22 protein-coding genes and 2 pseudogenes are annotated in these 24,096 nt (G+C 54.9%); 14 read left to right on the top strand and 10 right to left on the bottom strand.

Going from position 1 to position 24,096, the window contains the following annotated elements; genetic code table 11:
- The first annotated feature begins 3 nt into the window (after window positions 1-3).
- Window positions 4-399, top strand: coding sequence for a DUF7567 family protein (locus EYW40_RS18870; RefSeq protein ID WP_135823150.1), 396 nt, complete (start codon window positions 4-6; stop codon window positions 397-399).
- A gap of 18 nt (window positions 400-417) precedes the next feature.
- Here EYW40_RS18870 and EYW40_RS18865 read toward each other — a convergent pair whose 3' ends face one another.
- Window positions 418-1,782, bottom strand: coding sequence for a restriction endonuclease (locus EYW40_RS18865; protein WP_135823149.1), 1,365 nt, complete (start codon window positions 1,780-1,782; stop codon window positions 418-420).
- A 179-nt stretch (window positions 1,783-1,961) separates the two neighbouring features.
- Between EYW40_RS18865 and EYW40_RS18860 the strand changes: the two are divergent.
- The 3 genes and pseudogenes from EYW40_RS18860 to EYW40_RS18845 form a co-directional block, all read left to right on the top strand.
- Window positions 1,962-2,438 (top strand): annotated as a pseudogene (locus tag EYW40_RS18860) (DUF6610 family protein); the annotation flags it as partial.
- Between the two features lie 77 nt (window positions 2,439-2,515).
- The gene (locus EYW40_RS18855; protein ID WP_042661830.1) at window positions 2,516-2,863 is read left to right on the top strand and encodes a DUF8013 domain-containing protein; all 348 of its coding nucleotides are present in this window, start codon (window positions 2,516-2,518) and stop codon (window positions 2,861-2,863) included.
- Between the two features lie 410 nt (window positions 2,864-3,273).
- Window positions 3,274-4,203 carry an ArdC-like ssDNA-binding domain-containing protein gene (locus EYW40_RS18845; protein ID WP_135823165.1) on the top strand — a complete coding sequence of 310 codons (930 nt, stop codon included), beginning with the start codon at window positions 3,274-3,276 and terminating at the stop codon, window positions 4,201-4,203.
- 124 nt (window positions 4,204-4,327) lie between these two features.
- On the opposite strand, the gene EYW40_RS18840 is transcribed toward EYW40_RS18845, so the two are convergent.
- Entirely contained in the window at window positions 4,328-5,023 is a 696-nt protein-coding gene (locus EYW40_RS18840) for a nucleotidyltransferase domain-containing protein (protein WP_135823148.1), read from the bottom strand.
- Window positions 5,020-5,691 (bottom strand): helix-turn-helix domain-containing protein, encoded by a 672-nt coding sequence (locus EYW40_RS18835; RefSeq protein WP_135823164.1) that lies wholly within the window; start codon window positions 5,689-5,691, stop codon window positions 5,020-5,022. The genes EYW40_RS18840 and EYW40_RS18835 overlap by 4 nt, the downstream gene beginning before the upstream one ends.
- A 228-nt stretch (window positions 5,692-5,919) precedes the next feature.
- Between EYW40_RS18835 and EYW40_RS18830 the strand changes: the two genes are divergently transcribed.
- The 3 genes from EYW40_RS18830 to EYW40_RS18820 all read left to right on the top strand — a co-directional run bounded on the left by EYW40_RS18830 (window position 5,920) and on the right by EYW40_RS18820 (window position 7,502).
- Window positions 5,920-6,741, top strand: a complete 822-nt coding sequence (locus EYW40_RS18830) for a hypothetical protein (RefSeq protein ID WP_135823147.1) — start codon at window positions 5,920-5,922, stop codon at window positions 6,739-6,741.
- A gap of 74 nt (window positions 6,742-6,815) precedes the next feature.
- The gene (locus EYW40_RS18825) at window positions 6,816-7,067 is read left to right on the top strand and encodes an AbrB/MazE/SpoVT family DNA-binding domain-containing protein (RefSeq protein ID WP_135823146.1); all 252 of its coding nucleotides are present in this window, start codon (window positions 6,816-6,818) and stop codon (window positions 7,065-7,067) included.
- The gene (locus EYW40_RS18820; protein ID WP_135823145.1) at window positions 7,068-7,502 is read left to right on the top strand and encodes a PIN domain-containing protein; all 435 of its coding nucleotides are present in this window, start codon (window positions 7,068-7,070) and stop codon (window positions 7,500-7,502) included.
- Window positions 7,503-7,539: 37 nt separating this feature from the next.
- On the opposite strand, the gene EYW40_RS18815 is transcribed toward EYW40_RS18820, so the two are convergent.
- Window positions 7,540-8,463, bottom strand: coding sequence for a helix-turn-helix transcriptional regulator (locus EYW40_RS18815; protein WP_135823144.1), 924 nt, complete (start codon window positions 8,461-8,463; stop codon window positions 7,540-7,542).
- 137 nt (window positions 8,464-8,600) lie between these two features.
- On the opposite strand from EYW40_RS18815, the gene EYW40_RS18810 reads away from it, so the two are divergent.
- Entirely contained in the window at window positions 8,601-8,927 is a 327-nt protein-coding gene (locus tag EYW40_RS18810; protein WP_135823143.1) for a DUF6788 family protein, read from the top strand.
- A gap of 513 nt (window positions 8,928-9,440) precedes the next feature.
- On the opposite strand, the gene EYW40_RS18805 is transcribed toward EYW40_RS18810, so the two are convergent.
- On the bottom strand, window positions 9,441-10,940 hold the full coding sequence (locus EYW40_RS18805; protein ID WP_202614612.1) for a Cdc6/Cdc18 family protein: 1,500 nt from the start codon (window positions 10,938-10,940) through the stop codon (window positions 9,441-9,443).
- Between the two features lie 953 nt (window positions 10,941-11,893).
- Window positions 11,894-12,141, bottom strand: a pseudogene (locus EYW40_RS20255) (hypothetical protein); the annotation flags it as partial.
- 70 nt (window positions 12,142-12,211) lie between these two features.
- On the opposite strand from EYW40_RS20255, the gene EYW40_RS18795 reads away from it, so the two are divergent.
- Both EYW40_RS18795 and EYW40_RS18790 read left to right on the top strand, forming a co-directional pair.
- Window positions 12,212-12,682: a hypothetical protein gene (locus EYW40_RS18795; protein WP_135823142.1), complete on the top strand. Its 471-nt coding sequence runs from the start codon at window positions 12,212-12,214 to the stop codon at window positions 12,680-12,682.
- Window positions 12,683-12,973: 291 nt separating this feature from the next.
- A complete protein-coding gene (locus EYW40_RS18790) occupies window positions 12,974-13,567 on the top strand; it encodes a hypothetical protein (protein WP_161973255.1) in 594 nt (197 codons plus the stop codon).
- Window positions 13,568-13,585: 18 nt separating this feature from the next.
- Here the strand turns inward: EYW40_RS18790 and EYW40_RS20525 are convergent, their stop codons facing one another.
- Window positions 13,586-15,184: a hypothetical protein gene (locus EYW40_RS20525; RefSeq protein WP_237560653.1), complete on the bottom strand. Its 1,599-nt coding sequence runs from the start codon at window positions 15,182-15,184 to the stop codon at window positions 13,586-13,588.
- A gap of 115 nt (window positions 15,185-15,299) precedes the next feature.
- On the opposite strand from EYW40_RS20525, the gene EYW40_RS18780 reads away from it, so the two are divergent.
- Both EYW40_RS18780 and EYW40_RS18775 read left to right on the top strand, forming a co-directional pair.
- Window positions 15,300-16,742, top strand: coding sequence for a DUF2254 family protein (locus tag EYW40_RS18780; RefSeq protein WP_135823140.1), 1,443 nt, complete (start codon window positions 15,300-15,302; stop codon window positions 16,740-16,742).
- 64 nt (window positions 16,743-16,806) lie between these two features.
- Window positions 16,807-17,007, top strand: a complete 201-nt coding sequence (locus EYW40_RS18775) for a ribbon-helix-helix domain-containing protein (RefSeq protein ID WP_135823139.1) — start codon at window positions 16,807-16,809, stop codon at window positions 17,005-17,007.
- 766 nt (window positions 17,008-17,773) lie between these two features.
- Here EYW40_RS18775 and EYW40_RS18770 read toward each other — a convergent pair.
- The 3 genes from EYW40_RS18770 to EYW40_RS18760 all read right to left on the bottom strand — a co-directional run bounded on the left by EYW40_RS18770 (window position 17,774) and on the right by EYW40_RS18760 (window position 20,901).
- On the bottom strand, window positions 17,774-18,214 hold the full coding sequence (locus EYW40_RS18770; protein WP_202614611.1) for a DUF8160 family protein: 441 nt from the start codon (window positions 18,212-18,214) through the stop codon (window positions 17,774-17,776).
- 14 nt (window positions 18,215-18,228) lie between these two features.
- Window positions 18,229-19,140, bottom strand: a complete 912-nt coding sequence (locus EYW40_RS18765; RefSeq protein ID WP_135823137.1) for a ParA family protein — start codon at window positions 19,138-19,140, stop codon at window positions 18,229-18,231.
- Window positions 19,141-19,593: 453 nt separating this feature from the next.
- The gene (locus tag EYW40_RS18760) at window positions 19,594-20,901 is read right to left on the bottom strand and encodes a tyrosine-type recombinase/integrase (protein ID WP_135823136.1); all 1,308 of its coding nucleotides are present in this window, start codon (window positions 20,899-20,901) and stop codon (window positions 19,594-19,596) included.
- Between the two features lie 319 nt (window positions 20,902-21,220).
- Here EYW40_RS18760 and EYW40_RS20120 point away from each other — a divergent pair, with 319 nt between their 5' ends.
- Both EYW40_RS20120 and EYW40_RS20115 read left to right on the top strand, forming a co-directional pair.
- Complete coding sequence (locus tag EYW40_RS20120; RefSeq protein WP_202614610.1) at window positions 21,221-22,237, top strand: hypothetical protein; 1,017 nt, start codon at window positions 21,221-21,223, stop codon at window positions 22,235-22,237.
- Between the two features lie 9 nt (window positions 22,238-22,246).
- Entirely contained in the window at window positions 22,247-24,079 is a 1,833-nt protein-coding gene (locus EYW40_RS20115) for a hypothetical protein (RefSeq protein ID WP_202614609.1), read from the top strand.
- Window positions 24,080-24,096 lie beyond the last annotated feature (17 nt).

Here is a 24,096-nt window from a genome sequence, read left to right as displayed (position 1 = left end):
CAGATGAGTCTGGAAGTTATCGACCGCCACAGCGAAGCACTGTTCGAGTTCCTCTGGTGTCCCGTCTGCGGGCACCAGGTATTCAGTCACATTCCGTTCGAAGGTGTGTTCTGCAAGAACTGCAACACGCAGGTCGAACTCCAAGAATCCCGAGAGACACGCGGCTACGAGGAGGCCGTCCTCGCCTGCTTCGACACCCACTCAACGTGGAACCTCCACGTCGACGAGAAGCTCCGTCGCGACCTACCCGATGGGTCGGCGCGGGTGAAGATCCTCGGTGCCCCAGCCGACTATGAGGTCGACTGGTGGAGTCCGAAGCCAGATGAGGACTGGGAGCCGGTCGAACGTGGTGAGTTCGACGACGCCGAGGAACCTTCGGAGGTTTCTCATTTGGCTTAGCGAAGCACTGCTGCAAATCTAAATGATGCCACCGATGGCGAGCAGGCCGACGACGAGCAGCAGCGTCGCGACCACACACCCTCCAGCGAGCAACTTGTTCTCCATCACCTTCTCGTGGATCGGCATCGCGGCGTACTCCTCGCGGAAAGCCTCGAGATTCTCCTCGTCGTAGAAGTACTTCGTCTTCAATGCGAACCGTTCCGTCACCGCGCAGCCCGTACAGACCGGTTCGCCTTCCAGCCGCTCCGTTTTGGTGTGGCTGGAGCAGGCGATGGCCCCGCAGTTCGGACAGTAGGTGTACGTCTCGTCGCCGCCGCTCGTGTCACAATGGACGCAGCGGTGGATGCCGTCCTCCGCTGTCACTCGTGACGGGCCTGCCGCGTAGTACTCGTAGGGATAGGTGTACTCCTGGAGGTCGGTCGTGTGCCGAACCTCGGGGAGGTATACGGGCTCGATCGACTGCACGGAGATGTCCGAGCGGTTCGGCTCGCAAGTCTTGTTGTACGTGACGTTGTTGTCACCGGTGTAGGTGACCGTCGTCGTGTGGTGCTGCTGGAGCCGCTCGACGGCCCACTCCTTGTACTCCGTTTGGGTCTGCCCGAACCGGCGCTCCTCGACGTCGTCGAACACCTCCGCGAACTGCTCGGTATCGAGGTCGACCGTCGCGTGGAGGTTCTCGGTGACCATCGTTGCGACGTCCTCGTCGACGACCTGCGGCTGCCCGCGTTCGGCGTGGGCAACGAATCGCGTCCGGTCGTTGACCCGGTGAATGACGCCTACCGACGTCTCGAAGACGGCGTTCGTGTCCGCGATAACCGCGACCACCGGGCGGAACGTCACCGACGAATGCGGTTCTGGGAGGTCGGCGGCCTCGATGTTCTCGATGTCGCGGAACGCCTCCGCGACGGGCGCGTCGACGTCGACGGCCGGGTCGTACGGGCGTAGGGTATCGTCGCAGAGAATCTCGATGCGCCCGTTGTAGAGGTCGAGACCGATCTCGTCGGCGATCTCCCGGAGGTCCTCGCCATCAAGCAACTCGATTGGATGGGGGTCGTCATTTTGCTGGAGGCGCTGGGCGTACTCTTGAGCAGGGTTCGTGAACCGGCCGGTCGTGACGACCATGCCGCGTTTGGGGCCGTCGAAGTCGAACGTCGCGATCGCCGAATGGAGCTTCTGGACGACCGGCCGCCCGACCGTCCCCGTGTGCTTGCACTCGACGATGATCGCACGCCGCGTGCCGTCGACGACATCCTCCATCAGGACGTCGCGGCCCTCGTCGGCCGTCTTCTCGGCCTGGCGGACGTTCTCGTAGCCGAGGTTGCGGAACACGTCCTCCATCACGTCCTCGAACTCGAACCCCGAGAGATCGTCCAGTACAGCCATCCCGATATACCTGGACAGTGCGTTGCAACTGTCAAATACGTTGTCGAACACAGCCCGTCCTGTTTTTTGAACCCCCGAGAGGGGTGCGGGGGTGAGCGAACGAGGCTCCCGCGAACCAACCTATGAGTGGAATCATCGACCCACGCTCGCATGTACAGTCACGGACCTCGGCTGATCCCGACGTCATCGAGCAACTGACCCGACCGACGCTCACGGACGATCCACCGGCCGACATTGCCGGTCTCGACTGGAACGGCCTGCATCGCGGGGCGCAGTTCGGAGAGTTCTGGACGGCTGACGGGTGGGACGACAGCGGTCGCGACACTGACCACGTCACGGTTCGCAAGACGGTCCGCCACAGTCTCGCCCGTCTCAAGGAATTCTGGCAGGCCCAAGGTGTTTGGCCCGAATCGACACCACAGGACGACTCCTTCGAGATCGAGTATGAGGGGCCATCGCCGGGGGATCTAGATGGTGCTGCGTGTACCGAATGCGAAGCCAACGTCTGGATGACTCAGCGCGGTCCATTCGTTGCCGAATACGATACTGGGGCTCTCTGTGGCTACTGCAGCTACGACTGCTACTTCGCCCACCGCCATCGAAATAACCTTGAGGAAGTCGCCGGCGAGCAGAGCGTCTACCTCCCGCCGGCGTGACGCAGCGAGCTGTTTTTCGCGCCCTCCAGAGAGAGCGAGGGCTCGATCCAGAGAGTCCTCAGAGATGGTGATTTTCCGTGAGTCAACAACAGCGTCCGAACGACGTCTCGATTGACGACATTCCAGTCGACGTATCGAACACCCAATCAGGCGAGGTCGATCCCGCTGAGGTACCCGAGGAGATCCGGTCGATCACTCGTGGACTCGCGAGCGAGCAGCCGCCGACGAATCCGCTCGTCGTCCTGAAGGCCGCCCGCTGGTGGTATATACATGGCAAGGGCGGAACCGATCCTGCGTTCCAGTGGGCCATCGAGTGGGCACGACACCTCGCGGCGGACACGCCGAGCGATGTCGACCAGTTCGACGCGTTCCTCGAGTATCTCGTCACGGTCGGCTTCGCTGACGAGAAGACAGCGCTTCGATAACCGATCCCACATTCACACTGCGGGGTGTTTGACCGGGGACTATCTCGAACAGAAACGAGTCTGACCGCAACCTGTGCAGATAGGAGGACGGTTACTTAGAACCGGTAGCATGCAACGTCATCTCCACCACAGGTCGGACACGTTTCAGCGTCCTCGGAAAGGGTCGTTCCGCAGTGTCGGCACTCATACAGGGTGGATGTCACGGACGTGCGAGTACCAACGACCCCGCGGAGCGTTTCGACGAGACCCATCCTCCCGGTGATTGTGTCGCACTGGTTGTTAATCCCAGCCTCCGATAGCAGCCCCGATCTAAACCCCCGAAGTCGCGCCGATGTTTATTGTGCGCCCCCGAGGGGTGCGGCGCGTCCTGACTTCTCGGAGACGTCGTCGTACTCGATGTGATGCAATCCATGATGACAGCCAGTGAGTCGGGGATCTCGTTCGAGGAGACCGACACCCGACACGACGAGATGCACAGTACCATCGAAGACTGGATCGACGAGCTCGTCGCAGACGTCGACGAGGCAAAAGCCAGCCAACAGTTCCAGGAGTGGCTCGATGTCCAGTCCCGGTTCCACGACTACTCCCATCGCAACACCCTCTTGATCAAGCTCCAGTGTCCCGAGGCAACCCGCGTAGCGGGCTACAATACGTGGCGGTCGGAGTTCGACCGGCACGTCCAAGAGGGCGAACAGGCGATCTGGATCTGGGCACCCATTATTACGAAGCAGTGCCCTGAGTGCGAGAACTCACCGAGTTACCACGAGCAAAGCGACTGTGACTATGACGAGACGCCGCCCGAGGAGTGGTCCAAAGGACTGGTTGGATTCAAACCAACGGCAGTCTTCGATGTGTCTCAAACCGAGGGCGAACCGCTCCCCGAGTTGGAAACCGAGGCCACTGGTAACGCCGACGACCTGGTACCAGCACTCCTCAATGCAGCAACTACGCTCGATATCGACGTCCGTGTCGTCGACGCTGCTGAGTGGGAGCATGGCGACGCGAAAGGCGTCTGCAAACACCGGAACCTCCACGAATGCCAACCTGTCGTCGAAGCGAAAGCCCGCTCGAATCAAGCCGATCTCGCGGTGACGCTGATTCACGAGTATGCCCACGCGCTGCTCCATTTCGAGGGCGACGACGAGCCCGTGCGCGCAAAACGCGAGGTCGAAGCGGAAGCCGTTGCGTACATCGTCGGGCGGTATTTCAACCTGGATACGAGCGGATCAGCGTTCTATCTTGCCGCGTGGCAGGACGACGATGCGGAGAGCATTCAGGAGCGTCTCGGGCGGATCAGTTCGACCGCTCAGGAGATCATCGACACAGTTGTAGAGGGCTGAACACGCCTTCCCCGGCTGTTAACCAACATCTGGGGGTACTATCCCACTCTATTGGTTAATTCGTTCGACGTCCGACCCTGCGTGTTTCGATCGGTCCCAAGACATAGCCCACCGACAGTCGATGCTATAGTTCAGAATCGATTCGGCGCTGCTGGTCACGAAGGAACTCAACGACAGCATCGATATCCTGTTCGGGAACCGTCTGCTGTTCGAAGACCCCTTTGAATGCGTCCGCGAAATCCTCCGACGTGAGTCGGTCGAGGACAGTCTCGATGCGACCAGCGAGCTTCTTGGATTTCCCGCGATGCAGATGGGTCGCGATCCGGTCGAAATCCGCGCCAGCAGCCAGCACCACCAGATCCCGGGAGTCCGCCTTGCGGCCACTGTGAAGTTTTACTGCAAACAGCAACTCCCGTTCCGGAATCCTGGCTGTTACCGGGCGCCCGGTTCGCAGTTCCTCGGTGACAGAGTGCTGGGCCAGATAGCGATACGACCATTCAGCTTCCGTCTGGCGACAGCCCAGCGCGTCCACCATCGCGTCGAACTGAACCGGATTCCCGATATCTTTCGTAAACCGGATAGTCCGGCCCTCGTAGAGTTCGTTTCGCTCGACATCGGCCGTTTTCTCGTAGCCGCGGTCGGTGAGAAGGTCCGTGTAGTCGTCGACCGCTTGGGCCGGAATGACGACGTCGACGTCCGTGGTGAAGCGCTGATTGAACGCCGCAATCGCCCACCCACCGACGAGGACGTATGGCAGGTCAGCGTCAATAACGGCCTCCAGCGTATCCAGCAGCTCGTCTTCGCGTTCACCGAGACTCATACGTTCAAACGCGGATCCTCGTGGGACGCGTCGATATCGCGGTCGTACTCGTCGGCGATCATCTCCAACGCCGGTTCGTAGTTCACCCGGTACTCCAACATGTGCTCGATTGTCTCATCCAACGGAATGACCGGATTGCCGTCGACCCACTCGCGAGTGATCTCCCCACTCGTCGGGAACAACACGTACGAGACAGTCGCATCGTAGTCGGTCGCGTCCGGCCGCTCTTCGATCCGGCTCGGAATCCCGAACTCGTCGAAGAACGCCGTCCACCGTTCGACGTCCTGGTCGGCGACTTTGATGAAGATCGGGTAGTCGTCGTGGCCGCGGGCGATCTGATAGCCGCCGTGGGTCCAGACGTAGACGCCGTCGATTTTCGTGTACGCAAAGGGCATCCCGGCGAAGTGCGGAATGACGTAGCCGTCGTCGATCGAGGGGGGAACAGCGCGAGAAATGGCCGCGACGAGATCGTAGTAGCGATCCCTGACAGCGTACTTCTCGATGTAGACGCCATCCTCACGTCGGATGAAGCCGGCGTCCTCCAACCGCTCGATCCAGTCGTAGACCCACGAGTAGGAGCCGTCGATCTTCTGGGCGATTCGCCGGATCGAGTCACCCGGCCGGGCCGCGACCATGATCTTCGCCGCGGTCTCGTCGACGTACTCCATCATCGTTAGTTATCGGTATCGCATCTAACGGTATTAGTCTTGTCCCCCGTATTCCCTATGACGTTATCGCTATACAGATATACTATTCTTAGCTCCGGTAGTCCGATCCGGCTCAGCATTCGAGCAGAGAGGGGTTAACCAACAGAAGATACGATTGATCGGTATTTGTTGGTTAAGTTTTTCAGCGCCCGCCGAGGGGCGGAGGCGCACTTCCGTCTCCACCGACCCATGACCGACCAATATCTAACGACCGTTCTCGACGAGGCAGAGCGAGTCGCAGAGCACCACGAGCAGGTCGCCCAATCTTCAGACAATCCGAATCACGAGTATCTCCGGTACGCCGTCCTTCGGCTGCTCGAAGACGAGGCTGACGAGACATCGGTGGAGATACCGCAGATCGACGGCCTGACCGTTGGATACGGGGAGGATAAGGCGATGTGCGAGAGCTGGGACGACGACGTCGAGTGGTGGGAGACGGTTCCGCCGCAGGCGGAATGTACTCGCTTTCGGATGTTCTACCCCGACAAGCACGAGGCTGTTCCGCGAGTCATCGTCGACGTGATGGCAGCACTCGGGGCGTGGCGTGTCTGGACTGGGAGCGCAGCCGCGTGCGGCTCCTATGACCATCGCGAGCGCCGCGAGGTCCATTACCTCTGGCCGGAAGGCCATCCGGTGGAGGAAGTGCTCCACGAGCGGCTTAGTGGCCCTGCGGAAGCCGTCGCTCCCGACGGTGGCCGAACGGGCGACGTTCGCGACCGACTGGTCGTCGACGAGAACCCAAAGTCACAGGACGATCTCGAGCCCCGAACGAAGCGTGCTGTCGCCGAAGCGATGGACGTTTCGCTCCTCTCGAAAGGTGGCCGCTACGAAGTTCAGTCCGCGTCCGGAAACCGGTACGAAGTCGACGTCATCGACAAGTCGTGTACCTGCCCTGACTGGCAGCAGCGCTCACCCGAAGGCGGCTGTAAGCATCTGCGTCGCGTCGATCACGAGATAAAACAGGGTCGTGTTCCACGTCCGGATGGGCGCCTTCCAGCACCCTCAAACTAGAACGATATCTTCTGGAGCGCGTGGTAGTGTGGCGGCACACTAGACTTTTCACGGCCGGTCACCTACCGTGAGGTATGAGCAGCGACAGAATCGACGCCGAAAGCAAGGTGTCTGGAAACCAGGCAAACATCCCCGCCCGGATTCGGCGTGAACTCAATATCGATGATGGCGATCAGCTCCGCTGGCAGCTCGAGGATGACGGGAGCATCCGAGTCCAAGTGATCCAACAGCAAACGGGCACGTTCGCCGACTTCGACGGCTACGCTGGTGAGGAGCCGACCGATGTCACGAGCGAGCACGACGCCTGGGGCGTCGACGTCGAGTAAATGCCGCGGGCACTCATCGATACGACAGTCCTCTTTGCCGCCGCATACCGGCGAGATGGATCCCGCGATGCCGCGCTCCCGGTGCTCCACGGCATCGACGACGGAACGCTCCCGGAAGCAGTCGTCCTCGACTACGTGCTCGCGGAAACGCTCAACGGCCTCACGACCCACGCCGGCCACGACGCAGCCGTCGATCTCCTCGATCGCATCGAAGAAAACGCCCGCTTCCACATCGACTCCCTCACCACCGATGCCCTCGCGACCGGGAAGGCACTCTTTCGTCAACACGAACCCCTCTCCTTCGTCGATGCCTGCATTGTGGCGTATATGCAAACCGAGGGGCTTGGCTACCTGTATGCGTTTGACGACGATTTTGACGCTGTCGAGGATGTCTATCGGCTCGAGACAGCAACGAATCCCTACGATCCGAACTGACGCTGGCAGACGGCACTGCTGCTGACGATGTTCGGTCTCAGGATAGTCGTACCTCGTAGTCAGCCGCCAGCTCCTGGAACTCGTCCCACTCCGGGAGCCGGTCGTCGTCGACCTCGCCGTGCGTCTCGAGGTATCGCAGCAAGGCGTCGATTTCGGCTTCGAGGCCATACGTCGCCCCCTGCTCTCGGAGATCCTCCTCGTCGACGTCGACGTGGCTGAGTAGGAGGAGACAGTACGAGCGGTGGCGGCTGCCGTCGTCGATCAACAGTGTGTGACAGCACAGCTCCGCCGGCGAGACGGCATCGAGATCCTCGGAGTAGACGTAGTAGCGGTGGCCGGTGAGCAGGAACTGGAGGTCGAAGGCCGCGAATCGAGCGAGGCCGGTTTCGTGAAACCCCTCCGCGTCGATCTCCGTCTCGGTCTGGGCGAGGAATTCGTCGTAGTCCTCCCAGAGAATCGTGCCCTTCGGGGCGTCGGCTTCGAGGCGCTGGCGATGGAGATGATGTGCGAGTTCACGGGCGAACTCGTGGAGGCGGTCGAAGTCGGCGTTGAACTCGTAGCGGCTGTCGGCCGTCCCGACGAGACCCCGGTCGCGAAACCGCTTGAGGACCCGGTTGACCGTGTTGCGGTAGTTGTCGCTCCGGTCGGCAATCTCGGAGACCGTTCGCGGCTGGTCGAGGTAGTGCAGCACCTCGAGTGCCTTGCCGGTCAGTAGCTCGGGGAAGTCGATGTGGGAGTGCTGGCGAACGAGGTCTTGGTAGCATTCGACGGCACGAGCATTCGATGGGACGACTCGTTTTCGGCGGCCGTCGCGCTCCCTGTAGACGAGCCCCTTCTCGACGAGGTCCCCGACGGCACGAGAGAGGTAGCTCTCGCTGTGGTCGAGCTTCGTCGCGAGCTCGGAGATCGTGTCGCCGCGGTCGACCGTGGCGAGGACCTCAAGTTCGATGCGCCGGAGCACGGTGTAACATAGTAGGAAGCTTTTTTATAAACAAGTTTCGAGTAGTGTTACAGCCAGCAATCGCAAGAAACGCCCCATCGTCTTAACCAACAAAACTATGGACTCGTGGGTCGTGTTGGTTAACACGAGAGTAGCCGATGTCCTACGAACCCCCGACCCCACCGGCGAACCTCCCCACGGAGATCGTCAACACGCTCAACGAAGCCACATCGGAGCATCTTCGGGACGTTGCCAGCTACGCCGAGGCGTTGGCCGAATACAAGGAGCGTGAAGCTCGTCTCGAGGAGGAAGAGGCGGACGACGCCGACATCGAGGAGCGCCCCGATGACCTCCCGGACGACGTGCCAGCGAAGGCGACGATCACGATCAAGGAGATCAACGACAACCGCTACTACTACTGGCAGTGGCGGGAAGGAGATTCGGTGACGTCGAAGTACAAAGGGCCAGTGAATCCCGACGAGTAGACGAGATTGAACTGTAGTCTGATGTTCTTTTCAGTACCATTAGAGACGTACCAGGCGACACCCCCCAGAGTGTGAATGAGTTCGGTTTGCCCAACACCCCTCAGTGTGAATAGGTCCGGTCAACCCGGACGAGTAAAACTCGATGAGGGAGGACCCCTACCCCACGTTTCCGTCGTAACTGGATGTGGGTGGAGGGGGTGACGCTGATTTTGAAGGGACCACACCCCCCGCGTTTCCGTCGTTTCTCACCGTCTCCGCATCATCAATAGTACCGACGACAAAGAAATCGTAGGACACACCCCCCGTTTTCGAGTTGTAAATGGGAGAGGGAAAGGGGAATACACAGTACATCGACCGGCACGTCAAATCTCTTGGCTCAGCCACCCCCCGTTTTCGAGTAGTAACGAGATATCCCGACGACTGACATCCCCCATTTTCGAGTTGTAACGCATCGCGCGGGATACGAACACCCCCCGTTTTCGAGAAGTAAGTGCGGGGAGAATACGGGCGAGATCAGTTCTTACTCCGGAACTGCTTCAGCCGTTCGCGGACAACCGCTCTGATAGTCGCCTCTTCGTGAGCTAGATCTTCGAACCGGGAATCCTCACGGATCGTCTCCATGATTGTTTCCGGATCTTCGGAGAGGGAGAAATACATATGCACTCCTCTGCCTCGCCCCTTGCCCCGACGCTCGAAGTCCAGTACACCGTACGTACTCTGCTCTGTGACGTGATTTACGAACGTCTCGCGGCTGTACTGGTCCGCATCCATCGTATCGGCAATGAATTGATACGTCTTGAACGCAGGTCCAGCAGGGATCCACTCAGGATGTTCTCTTGCGTAGTGGGCAGTGGCCGCCACAGCGTAGATGGAGAGTTTCTTTTGAGTCGAAATGCCGCTGATATGCCGGAGCTTGCGGTTTTCAGTGTATTTCTCCTGAGCTTCACGGACATCAGTCTCGGTAACTGTGTCAGCTCCACGCCGCTCGGCTAATTCGCCCGCCCACCTGAGGAGATCAATCGCTTTCCGTGCATCCCCGTGCGTTTGGGAGCCGAACGCAGCAACAAGCGGAACGACGTCATCTGCAAGTGATTTTGGCTTGAAGGCGTCTCGCCGATGTTTGAGAATACTACGGAGCTGCGTCGCATCGTAATCGTCGAAGAAGATATCGTCAGGATTGTAAGAACTCTGTGCGCGGCTGTTGAGGTCCTTCATGAAGTCGGCGTAATTCGTAATCGTCGTGAGCGAGATGGGACCATCAAAATCGGCGAGTTTGCGAGCCCGTGAAAGCTGGTAGATGAGAGAATTGTACTCTGCTTCCTGATACGGCCCCTCGAGCATATCGATCTCATCGAGGATGAAAATGACACCGTCGTAGTACTCTCGCATGAGTTCATACAGTCTCTCGAGCTTCTGATCCGTTGAGACGCCGGTTTGGGGAACACCAGGATCAACGCCGAGGTCGTCGGCAGCAGCTTTGACTAACCGATAGACAGCCCGATCTGCTGTCTTCGGCCCCTCGCAGTTGATTGAAATGACCCCGAAGGTCTTGCCTTGGGATTCACACAGTTCGACGATCTGTTTGCAGACCGCATGAATGATGAGCGACTTCCCAGTTCCAGAAGGACCACTCAGAAGCATATCCGGGATACCTTCATTCTGGAGGACCGGTTTTAGGTTGTCGACGACACGGCCTAGCTGGTCATCACGACCGACGATACGGTCCTCGTCGATGATGGTATCTGACCGGACGAGGTCTTTGTTCGCGAAGACCCCACCGGACGACTCGGTTTGGAGCCGATCACGAATTGAGATGCCGCCACCGTCGCCGTTAGTTGCTTCTTGAGACGAATCAGCGGGATCTGATCCGTTTTCGAAGGTCGTTTGTGACGTGCCAGGAGACGCCACCTCCTCATCCGTCGATTCAGGAGTTTCAGGATCAGCAGCAGAAGATTGACGATCCTCCTCACCTTCCGGATTATTCGATCCTGCTCTACGTCCCTCTCGTCCCATTATGAACCCCCTCGAACTCTGGGTATAAAAATATGGACCCTTGTGGAGTTGTAACCGGGCGAAAACAGGCTATCTAACGACTACAGCCACGTATCCTCTGGATGAGTCAGATACCGTCTTCGGAATCTATCACCCTCCGTTGTCGAGTTGTAACGGTTCGACGAATCTCGCTATCGTCGAACTTCCTCGATGACCCGGACCCTCCGTTTTCGAGTTGTAAGATGTTGGGGGTGGTAACACACCTGGTTCGATGCTCTCACCCTCACGTTGTAAGGAGAAGTGAGTCGAGATGAGTCTCGGAGCAAAATCCACATAATCCGGATTTTGTGAATGATGCCCAGGGTGATACAGTGTTTCTCACACTCCCCGTTTTCGAGTAGTAAGCGCCAGAATTGTTGCGAAAGAACGACGCTCGTAGAATCCGTTCACGAGTGAGAGAAATACCGGGTTTCGGACATGATTGCCGGGGAAGCCGCTTTGGTGATCTCGAATGTTTCACCCCCTCCCCCCTTTTTCGAGTTGTAAACTCGTGACGCCGGGGAGGGGGTGAACAGCAGGAGGGACTGTAAAACAGCCGATTGTGGCGGATATACGCGATAGAGAGGCTGAGTGTCTAATCTTCTAACTTGCAACTAGATATGCAAAAGTTTATGTTACACGTAACCTTACCATAACCGTACTAGAGATAAAGAGAATATATCGTCTAGCTCAGCTAGACGATTGATGTCTTGGGATGTAGATAACGACTTCATCTCGCTTGTAGTTCTCCTCCCGTGTATTATCGCGCCTTACCACCTCTAAACCAACTTTAGTTATCTCAACTCTCGTTACACTACGTCTTGGATGGCCTGTTCCCCGCGACTTACAACTCGAAAAAGGGGGGAGGGGGTTTGTCAGGCCCAGTCTGTGCTATCGACTACACGTGTGCCATTGAGCTCGCGCCGGATGTCGTTCTAATTCCAGTCAAAGGGAGACAGTACGCTCTCGACAGCTCGGTCCAGTTGCGTCTTGTAGTACGATGCGTCGTAGGTGTCGATCTCTATATGGCGAGTGCGACACGGTCCCGTGGGGATTTCTCGTCGTCGACGACCGCGTACTCGATATCCTGTACAGGATGAACGGCAAGGTCCTGATCGCGAGTTCGTTTGAGTGCCGCCACGTTCTGGGTTTGATTGGTACACCCCTCCAGCGGCTTGGAAATACTTCTCAAGAGCGAGCATCCATTGTCCCAAACATTCAATATACGGCAAGCAATCCAATCTTTATAAGAAGTGCCAGAGGACGAACCAGAACTTCTCGAGATCTCTCGGGGCGTAGCCGATCGAATGACCCTAACAGACATAGGAGTCGCACTTCTCCTCACACTGGCCGGAACCATCTACGCACTGTACAAGGGATTCGACCTCTGGTGGGTCTACCCCGTAGTACTGGGTGGTCTCGTTTTTGTCTCTGAAGCCGTACAGTGGTACTACTTCGACTATCCTCGAGAACGGCTGCAGGAAAAAGCAGAGGAGCTCGCAGAGGGTAAAGACGTAGATCTCCAGCTCGATATGGGTCCAGGATTCACCGACTCGTTCACCCTCACATTGCTGGGTACCATCATCGTCTGGGGTCTCATCAATATCCATATTATCGGGCCTATAGTAGGTAGATATCCTGGAACCTACATCTTCCTCGGAGGTACGATGATACTTCTCGTCGGAATCTGCCTCCTATTTGAAAAAACAGGAAGACCTGACTAACCCCTAAAGTCCCTCCGGGGAAGCCAGTATGAAAAAATAGACCCTGATATTGTCTTCGGGAGCGAGCGCGGCGACCAGGTAGACTTTGAGATCGCATTTACTGCTCTCGTAGTCACAGTCGTCCTCAGTGTTCCCGTCAACGACTTCGGGTATACCCTGTTGAAGGCCTTAGTGATCTCTCTGAGTGGGCTTACCTTGCTTAGGAAGATGGCGATCTCAAACCAGCATGCATCTTCTGGGCCGGTGCTTCGATGGTCGATGCCATTCATCCAAGCAATCACCCTTGTAGCAATGGTCCACATCTTCTTGGAGGTGGGTGCAGCTCTCACCGACCAATTCCCTATGCCGATCTCTCCAGTGTTAATTGCTTCACCGCTAATCCCGTTGTTCGTTCTCGGAGTCTTCGGTTTCCACGAGAAGATGACCAAGGACGCAAGCCTATACATCGCCCTCCTAAGTCACAATACCTCGAAACGTGCAGAAGAAGCAGAGTTATTCGGCTTGACTGAAGGCCTTGATGACTGGTTTCTGGACCAAGCAGGTCTCTTTGTAGCCTTCTCGAACAGCGAGAACATCCCTCCAGAACTGGCTTGGCTGGAACACCGTGTTGATTCGAAGGCTTCACCTCCGCTTCTCAAACTTTTTGCGGTAGGTGCAGCTGGCTATGCTTTGATCTGGCTCTTGATCGCCTGGGTCTTCGGATCTACTGCTCTCAACTTGATCTTCCTCTTTTTCATTTTCTTCACCAAGTATCCAATCCAATTCTGGTACTCTCGGTTCGGATTGGCCCGATTCACTTCAGAGAGATCCGGGTGGGTTGACGCACTGATCATCCTGCTCGGCTTACTCGCTGCCAACCTGACCATCCTGCCCAGATACGGTTGAGCGGCGTCCTAGTTACTCTCAGTCGTCTAATTCTTCGTCATCGGTAGTAAGATTTGAAGTAAATACTCGGTCTCCAGCATTGAAGGCCTCACCCAGACGCTTCAACAAATTCTCGCCTATATCTGGGTTGAAGCAGAACACCTGGCCCTCGATATACGGCGCATTCAGACCTCCCGAAAGCTCGAAATTGACCAAGAGATCAAGATCCTCGATGTTGTTGTTTCCGAACTGCTCCGTATCCTGGACAGCGACCGGTTTACCACGCACCAACGCCGGATTGTCCGCTCCTTCCTCGAGAACCATGATATGGCCGCCTTCGGCGTACTCCCGGACATGGTGATTGTCGATAGCTGAAAACTCGTTCTTCAACACGAGCATTGTCAAGTCGTCCGGTTCCTCCTCTTTGATATCTGTTATCTGACCTCTGGTTTTTTCAGTTACCTTTCTTCGGACATTGCTAGCTATTCCGCCGGAGGCTGAGAAGACGCTATTAAGCCGTGCTTCTGTGGTTCGACGGGTATGGGTTACCTCTATCCAGATAGTGTCGTCGTCGAGATCGACTTTCAGATCCGGCTTTCTTCCAGCAACTGATTCCTCAATAACCACGTCACTGTCGACGAACTCTCGTCGAAGTGCGTTTGATGTTTGTATCTCGGTCACCGTGTCCTCGTACTGCTGCCGGTTGATAAGGTCGTCTCCAAGGGATTCTGTCGGGTCGTGGTTGTCGTAGAGTGACTCACAGCAGTGATCCAGGTACGATAAGAAGTGGATCGATTCCAGATCGTTCCGTGTCTTGATATCGAGATTCTGGTCGGCTCTCAAAAACCGATACACATCTTCCCGGGGGATATCGTGTGAGAGGAAGCGGGCGAGACTGTGTGTCCCCTGTGACTGAAGATCATCAATCCAGTCCTCGCCCAGAATACCGATCAGGAAAGGATAGTCATCGGCGTTACTCCGGACTTGGTCGTAATCAATTCCAAGACCGTATGAATCGAGGTTGGACGGCAGGTTCTGAAGGTCCTTGAGAATGTTATCAGCCCGCAGTAAGTCGCTGTCCTTAGAGACGGATTTCACTGCCTGCTCTGGATCAATGTCTTCGTCCTCTGCGATATCCTTCAGGGTCGATAGAAGTTCGCTGTCCCGACCATTAAGGTCTCCATCTGTTCTGCAGACCCGGTAGTATGCTTCGAGAGTTCGTTCTACAGCTTTCTCAAATACTAGTGGTGAATCACTGTACCACTTCTGCAGCTCTTGCTGAAGCAGATCCGTGTGATTCCAGTAGACGTGAGGAATGTAGCCTGAAACGTAGCCAGTCGAGTACTCCTCCTCGTCAAGCCACTTGTTCATATACCCTTGTGCAAGGTCAGGGTCCGATTTCCCGGCAGCTCGTAGAGCAGAATCTAGATCCCTCACCAGTATCTCTCGGTTCCGGATCAAGTCATTCAATCGTTTGAATGCCAGCCGAGGGACCTCACCCCCGCACCCCTCGATAATCTTGGTATAGAAGTGGAGATCGATCGTCCCGCTATCGACGATGTTCCCCAGTTGCTGCAGCTTCTCTTTGCAGCTTTCGTCGCTTCTGAATACTTCGTAGATATCGGCATCAGAGTCCATGATGCTCACAAAGTATGTTTCCGGGTTGATGATTGTTCTGACCCATCAGCTCTGTCAAACTACCTTTCTCTAAACCCGTTGTATGAAGACAGCGTAGTGTCATTGACTCTGTTAGATGAGAGAAACGTTACGGTGGCCGGTCCCAGCTATCTTCGCTGTCGTCGCTGGGACCTCAATACTCGCAGCAGAACTCACCAACTACAATCTCTCAGGGAACGGCCAGCAAGTCCTCTCAACACTGGCATCAATCCAGGCAGCAGTCTTCGCCATCGTCTTCTCCGTTGTAATCCTCGGGATCCAACTCTCCACATCTAGGTACTCCACCAGGTTAGCCGACCTGTTCAGAACTGACAGAGCATACAAGAAAACAGTCGGAATCTTCGCAGCCTCACTCGCAGCCGACATCATCGGCCTACTCGCATTCACCCACGTATCCCCGTTCACCCTTAGACTCTTGACCTCAGTCGCTCTCGGCCTCGCAGCTGCCTCATTCGCTGTACTGTACTTCTTCGTCGACCGCACCCTCGAACAAACCACGCCTGAAGGAATCATCAAACGAGTCCAGCAAGACCTCACACCAAACCAGATAATCTCCGATGCAGAAGCCGCCGACACCGACTCGTCCGAAACAGATCCTTTCCTCGTCCCAGTATCCATCGTGCGCTCAGCGATCGATGACAGAGACGTACCAGCCGCAACACAAGGCCTCGACGTAATCGACAACCAAGTCGAAGAACTTCTGAAACAGATATCTACAGATCAAGTAGAAGAAGATACGCCTTTAGGTATTTCACTCGAAGAACTCTCTACCAATCGGTTACCGAGCGCAGGAGAAAAAACGGTCAACGAAGATCTCGGTGAAGCAGGTTCTGAAACAGTCGATACGATATCCTCTATCGGAAGCAACGCAGTCGAACAAAGTCATGAACCAGTCGCAACACACACTTCACAAGGCCTCGGCAAACTCGTCAGCAACGTAGATTTTGAAACAACAGGGGAGAACGTCCGGAAAGATGCGGTAGACGAATCCGGTAAAATGCTTCAGGAAGCAGCTGAAGCCGAACTATGGGACACCGCTGGAACAGGGACCCGAATCCTTGGTTGGCGGGCCGCACAATCCGTAGTAAGCCGAGGGCCAACGGAACGATTCGGCCGACCTTACATCTCTCTGTCTCTCAAATATATCCCTAATATCCTCGAAAAAGTGGTTGAGGGAGATCCCGACAATATCGATGAGGAAAAGATCGTCGTCGGACTAACCGTACGCAACGGAGAACACGCGGCTCCACCAGGAGAATGGGCTTTATGGAGTTGCTATGCTGCTATGGCCGAGATCACATCTTCATTCATCCGATACGAGATACAACACGACGAAGAGATCGTGGACTGGATGAGCGTGGGCAGTGGCTGGACCAAGTGCATCTCCACGTTGAATGAGTCGAAGTTCGACCAGGTTCTGAGATATTGGTTGGGGACACTGCTCTACCTGGATTACATAGAGTCTGAACTGGATAACCAATATCGAGGGTGTCATAGAAGAGGTCTCATGATTTGCTGAATCAGCTGTAACGAATTGGAAGCGCCGTACACTTGGTGCACGCTGTTCTTAGCTTGTTGTAGCTATGGCGAAAGAGAAGTTTGGAGTCGCTGTTGACGAGGAGATCGTGCGAGAAGTGGATGAACTGGTCGCTGAGTGTGACGATCTCGGAGTCAGCCGCTCCGAGATCGTCGAAGCCATCCTCACAGCATTCGTTCAATCCGAGACGAACCACGTTGAACGGGTGCGAGAAATCATTATTCGGAAACGAAAGGGCACACTCTAACCGGTTCTAAACGTTGTGCACCTAGTGCACGCGTATCTAAGCAAGTAACCTGCTATAATAGTACTCAAACTGACCATAGTATGTGAAGAGTTCTATGACACGCTCAATATCTGGAAAGTTTTCGGCCAACTGCACGATACGATGTCCCGGAAGATGTCCTTGATCAAACCTTCGAGGAGATCTTGAACGGTGACTTTGATCCTACTTCCCGCATTGACCTTTTGCCTGGCCGGGTTAACCCGGTTGAGTTTCCCCGTACCGGTCATCCCAGACCGCCTGTTTCGGATCCCAGTCGGTCATTCAAGGAATGGTGTAAAATCCAAAAGGGAATCGGAAGAGTGAGCGGTGGCTGGGGTGCAGATGTTATAAAAAAGGTTGACGAGGAGAAAGACATCAGTCAAGATTCGGAGGACAACAACGATACTGATCCCAAGTAACTTGATATAAAACACGTGCTACTCGGTGGTGAGTAATCCATTTTCGACTGAGATGATCCTCGTCCGCGCGGTCCTTTGAGAGGACGCCTGCCATGTGTTTCTGGTAGCGGCTGCTCCATGCGACTGCTTGCGAGTGCGATCGGGGCAAGTATGGCGCGCTAGATGTCACTTTCTTCGACCGTGAAACAGCATCCAGATACCACCAATACCGTATGCACTGCGAACACCAGCCTCAACTTCTGTTCAAAGGGGAGAGGAGGTCGATACTGAGTCCCTCATATCGATGCCGGAAAAACCTCACATCATTCGAGATTCTGTGAATCTGTGATTCACTGATCGACGTCTTCCTTGGCGAGTTCGCGAATCTTCTCCTTCGTTTCCTCCTGGTGCTCGCCAAACGCTACCTCGAAAACACCGCGGTAGAAGTGCTTGTTTTTCTCCAGCGTGATGTCCTCGCGTTTGAGCTGCTTTTTCAGGCGAGTGAACGTGATCTCGATGTCCTCGCTTTGCTCCGGCTCAACGTATATCGTGGCTGAATCCCAATCTTCGCGGATGTTCAGCGGTTCGTCATCTGTCTCTCCTGCCTCACTGGTCGACGAATCAGTATCAGTCGTGGATGCGGCTCTCTGCTGATCTGATCGATCCTCGGTTGCTGCCGCAGTTTCACGACCCTGTTCTTCCGATTCCTCCGACGTCTCTGTGGTCTCCTCGTCTGCGACCGCGTCCTCCTCATCTACCTCGTCTGAGGGATCCTCGAACCGCTCGTCCATTCCCCGGGGCATTCTTACGCCTCCACCTGCGTTTTGTCAAACGCTCGTTCCATCGTCTCCGCAACTTCTAGGAAGAGGTCCTGCTCTACTTGTTGGTCGTTCGGGTCTTCCCATTCGAAAATGTCTCGTCCGTTGTCCCACGCGCGCTGAACTGCCACTCGCATCGGGAGCTTGAAAATCGGTGCCATTGACGCGAAGGACTCGTCGAAGGAGTTGAGGAACTTTTGCGACTGACCGTCGTCCCGGTACATGTTCGCCAGGAGTCCGACGATTGCGATCTCAATCTGCTGGTTGTCCTCGATGGACTCCAGCTGGTCCCACAGATCGTCGAGTGCATCCCGTGATGTTGCTTGAGTCTGTGCAGCCAGGAAGACGTTCTGAGCCGCGATGAACGCCGCGTCCGTCAGGACTGAGAGGTCGGGAGGGCAATCGATTAAGATAAAATCGTAATCATATCCGTCGTCAACCATCTCTTCGAGGGCGAGCTTCAGCGAGAGACGGGCATTCGCATCGTCCATCCAATCTCGAGCAAGGCCCATGTCCTTGTGACTGGGGATTAAGTCGAAGTTCAGATGGTCGTACTCGTCGGCTTCGATCACGATCTCTGAAAGACTAGTATCGTGCGTGCGCGGATTGTCGACGAGTACGTCTAGCAGGTTCTCGTCATCGGTGACTAGTGTGTTGGGGAGTTCGTTCTTCGGGCTTGATGGATCGTTGTCGTCGCCCGGACCCAGACCAAGCCCTTTCGTCATGTCGGCTTGTGGGTCCATATCGATTGCAAGAACATCGTGGTCGCGAGTGGCCAGCGCCGCGGCACTGTTGATCGTTGCCGTTGTCTTTCCAGTCCCGCCTTTCTGGTTACCGAAGGCGATCGTGGGGATGCCAGTCGATGGTGTGACGCCCCATCCACGAGGTGACTCGGTCATAGTTCGATCATTGAATCAATGACTCATAAATCCATGTCAGACACTCAGTTGTATCTCTTTCAATGCGAATCTGTCGGATATCGGTGTTTGAGGGGCTGAGAGTTATGATCATCTCTTTTTCGAGCACTGTCTTTGAATCATTGACTCACCGATTCAATGATTCACAATGTCGGGATTTCACTGATTCATTGATTCAATAATTTCGTGATGCAGGTCTGGTGTTCCTGAGTCCTCAACTCAATGCTTCAGGCACTCACTGATTCAGTGACTCAATGATTCTATGAGTCGGTGAATTGGCTCTCTCCATGATGGCAAATGACGCTATAGATCATGGACTCTTTGATTCTTAACTTCCAGAAATCAATACTTCATTGAATCTGTGACTCTGTGACTCATTGATTCAGTCACCAACCGAGGACAGACATTTGGAATGGCTCGACAGATGGGTTGATGTTACGTTCTCTCTCCGAAGGCTGCGTTAAGTTGGTCTCGCATGAACTCTCGTCGGACTCGGCGAGCACGCGAGTCAGATAGGTAGTTTTGCATCACTACCTGAGGATCGCTACTACCTTGCTCTGCAGCGATTTCGTCGACACCTTCGAGAACGCCTTCGAGGACTGCTGTATAGGTATCGTACCAGAATCGACGACAGAGCTGTGGACTTGGTCGTTCACCCTTGATCCGCTCGGGGAGATCTGCTTCTATTGCAAGATTTTGGAACCAATTCCGGATTGTATCTCGGGTCACGTACGGCGTTTCTCCCTGAGAGGAGGGGAATAGGTATCCAGTCCACGTATCGTCTTCCGCTAGCTCGTCGATTCGGGAGTCGAGCACGTGCATTCCGTACAGGAGAGACACCTCACCGGGCCCGTTCTTGCGGCTCTCGAACGTGATGAAGGGGATGTCGTCTTCGGGAACGTCACGGTGGAACTGCGATACATGGAGTGCGGCGACCTCACTCGCTCGAAGTCCCCAGCCAGCTAACGCCACCACGAGCAGCTGTTCTCGTGTTGTCTCCGACGCCTGCATCAACTTCCGAATCTGATTCGCTGAAAGCGAAGGCGTGGGGGAATCTTCGACTTCCCACTTGAATTCGTCGTAGAGGCCGCTCGCAGGGTTCATCGAGGCGATCCGTCGACCGACCAGATGCTGATACCAGGCGTCGACGACGCGCCGCACACGCTGGAGAGTCTGGGCGCTGTATTCGCGTTTAGTTCCCTCGTTCAACCAGTCGAATGCTGCATAGCACGCGTCAACGGCTTCGTAGTCTGGATTCTCTTGATCTCGTTGAATTGGTGTAAGGAGGTCATCTGTCCCATTTCCCTCTCGATAAGCACGGACGTAGAGATTCAGTCGCGTTCGCAGCGCGTCGACGGACGACGTCGCAAGGCTGTATCGTGATTTCCGCCGGTTGAGGAACTGTTCAAGGGCGTCGATTGTTGCATCATCCGTTGTTGCCCATGTGTAGCCCTCTTCATCATCACCGAGCTCGAGGTCCTCGTTCCAGAACTCCCCGAATGAGCGGTCGTGATGGCGACGGAGAGCCGCGAGGAATGACCGCGCATCGTGATCCCGAAACCACTGGTGGGTCGGCTTCTCGCCTCTCGGATCGATACCCTCTGCTTCGAGGCAGGGGGCAATCTCGTCCCAGTACAGGCCCGTGAAGTCCTCGAGCGAGCACGAGGTCCATCGGACACCATCGAATGATGGCACCCGCTCAGCGTCGGTCTTGCCCTCCTGCTCGGCATCCGACCGACTCATTGTAGCGATCTCTGGAGGGCTTGACCGTCCGAAATTGGATTGGTGCAGAATTCGGTTAGAAACCTGGTCGCGGCCCAGTATGGCGATTCTAAGAGTGGCATATTCGAGTCGTTCAGCGTTTCAGTCGGATTCCTTATCAGTTTGTGGGTTGGGCAGACCAATTCAGTCTGCTAAACCCACGCAAAATTGTGCGATGAAATGAGCAGTGGGAATAAACTATATGCCGCTATACACATATCTCGGGGGATTGAGATTGTGGTCACAATATGTCATCTTCTCCGATAGACATTTGACCACGGCTATTATTGAATTACAAAAAATGGTGGATGTCGAGTCTGTTGCCGTATTCAGTTGCGAAATGGGTGAAGAAATCGAAAATCCGAACCCGGATCTTGTTGGCACGCTTGATGAAGACGATCTAGTTACTGACGCTGGTGCAGAAGCCGAGCGGATCGTCGCAAGTATGCTGCGGGACACACTCGGGCGACGTTACAATAGTGACGACACGAAGAATGCTCGCAACCACTCCTTCACGGATGCTGCTCGTAGTGCATCGGTAAATCTTGAGGATGAGGACCGTACGACTGTAGAATTACTTGAAAGAGTTCGAGATGGGAGTGACATCGAAAGTGTTGGAGAGTCTCTTTCCCAGCTTTACCTTAATGAAGCACGCTCTGTATCGGACCTTCTCATCTATACCCAATTCAGCGAGTACGACGAAACCTTCGCGGCGATTCTAAAAACTCCCTACTTAGAAGGCGCCCACGAAATCGATCTCGACCACGAAGACACAGAAGCAGTATTCACCGAAAACGAGCGCGTTATCCAAGAAGAGACGGACAAAAGCGTCGTCTACCCTAAGTACGACAAATACGAGGAGCACATAGACGAAGATAGTGCACAGCTGTATCAGGAGGGAGGTGCGCAACACTACGCCAAGTATTGGTACGGGTTCCTGAATCTCAAAGCAGCTCCGCACCCGGACGAACTAGTTGAGTCTGCAATCAAGCAACGTGCCAGCGAAAATGAAACCTCGGCTGCTTATCCCACGTATCAGGACTTCACTGATGGAGGCCCAATTACGTTGGATGATGCCGATGGAACGGAGGTAGACGTTGATCAGGGAGACGTTAGTGTTCGAATTGCAGGAAAATCGATCCGCGTATCAATAAGTGAGTTGCGTGAAAGTAATAACGTCCAACTCGCGCGAGATGGAGATCAGTTCTATTTGCTACTATCTGATCTACAGCCAGAACTCACAGTCGGAAGTGGGAACGGGAAGCGCTCCTTAGTAGATGACCTGTCTAATGTTCCTGACATCCGAGACCTGTTCTAGCTCATTTAAATGACGCCTCGCGAGTTCATTCAAAGGATAGTCGCAGTTTCGAGTACCGGATCAGTCAATGATGAAGCCATCTCTAATCTCTCGGTAAATACTGAGGTCAGCTCTCTGTCCGAGGACACATTCAAAAATCTATTCGAGGCTTGGGATTCGTTTCCTGCGTATTTTAGCGGCTTTCGCTTGATAGCTGATGATCAGCGGTTGTTCGAATTGTCTGGGAGAGAACTCAGCGTAAACGACGAAGGTCTAGAGGCGCTCGCTGACCGCGATCTGGAACCTGCCGTCGATGTCGATTTTTATCGCCGAGGGTTTGACCGGTACTATCCAGACGAAATACGGAACGCCGCTGGCTTGCTTTATGAATTTGCCTCAGAACTCACCGATGCGAGTACTACCGTCACTATCGAAATCGGCCTTCAGAAAGGGCGAATTGCCTCTGAACTTCTCGGCGATGAGTTCATTTTTGATTTAGATTTGAACCCTCTCCTCTGGTGGACGCCGTCGGATTTATTCGAATGGATCGGAAGCCGCAGCCCACATGAGGTTGCAGCTGAGCTCTTCGAATACGAATCCTTCCCTGTCTTTCTCTTTCTCCAGGATGCTCCAGATGAGGTCTTCCCCGTTCCAATGTGGACCGCGAGTAGCGTCGAAACACTCCCAAAGGAGGAACTTGAGGAGGCTGCCGATCAATATTTTGACTCTATGTCTGCTTCCCGAAAGTTCACTCACTGGCGTGGAGATCTTTCACCAATCCATCCATCGATAGTTGAGGGCCTCTGGGAAACCTGCGACAGTGAACAAGTTTCTCCTCTCTATGCGTATTCTCTCTTAGGAGTTCTTTCCGCAGCTGTTGACCGTGACGGTCAGACGATGCAGTTCCAATTCTCTAGTGAACCTGAATTCAACCCCCGGATTGACTTGTCTGAGCAATGTGCAGAGTGGGGCAAGAGTGGAATCTGTGCGATTAGAGACCTTCATCAATCGTTTGAAGCTGAAGAGAAAAAAGACGCATTTCGAGATCTCTGGCAGCTGGCGATAACTGAACATTGTCGAGGTACGGAGCGTGGCATCGAGATGCTCCCTGAGGTCATTGAAGACGTTAAATCGAGTTATCAGGACCTCCAGGTATCTGCTGTCGAAGAAAATTTCGAAGCTCTAAGTGATGTACTTGAAGACACGCAGACTTTGATGGCTGGATTGACTGAGAGGCTTTCGTCGGCAGCCAATGAAACCTCACAAGATATCCAACGATTGACGTTCACACTCCTTGGTGCAATCGTCGCGAACATCTTCTTGGTACTTCGATGGAGCGACCGAGATCTGGTGCCACCGTTTTCGATTTTTGTTCTTATTGTGATTGTTGGGTTCTACCTCCCCCTCATTCAAGGAAGAATTGAGGATCTGGACGACACAATCACTGAGGTGAAGAACGACTATGACTTCTATGAGAAGCATATCCGCCGGTTCAACAAGGATCTATTCCGGTTTGGTGATCTGGAAGACCGGAAATCAGCATACGTGGGGTTAGCTGAAACGCAACGTCAGCGGGCACAAACCCAACTTCGAAGGGTTTTCTACGCTCTACTCACCGTCTGGTGTGGATTGGCAATCTGGTCTGGGTTTGCATTTTCGTTCGGACAACCGCAGTCACTTGCGTTAGCGGTCTCTGGTGTAGTGCTTGCAACCCTTTCTTTTGCTCCCACTGATGGACCGTTCGGCCACAGTGGTTACGACTATTTTAGCAGAGGAGCGACAATAGTCACTCTCATCATCATCTCTCTTTCGTTCGTTTACCCCCTACTTCCGCTATCTATCGGAATCATCCCGAACTTCTGATTGGACTGTTCTGACGA

It is taken from the genome of Halostella litorea, assembly GCF_004785955.1.
Classification (GTDB): domain Archaea; phylum Halobacteriota; class Halobacteria; order Halobacteriales; family Natronoarchaeaceae; genus Halostella; species Halostella litorea.
This window is presented reverse-complemented; position numbering and strand designations above follow the sequence as displayed.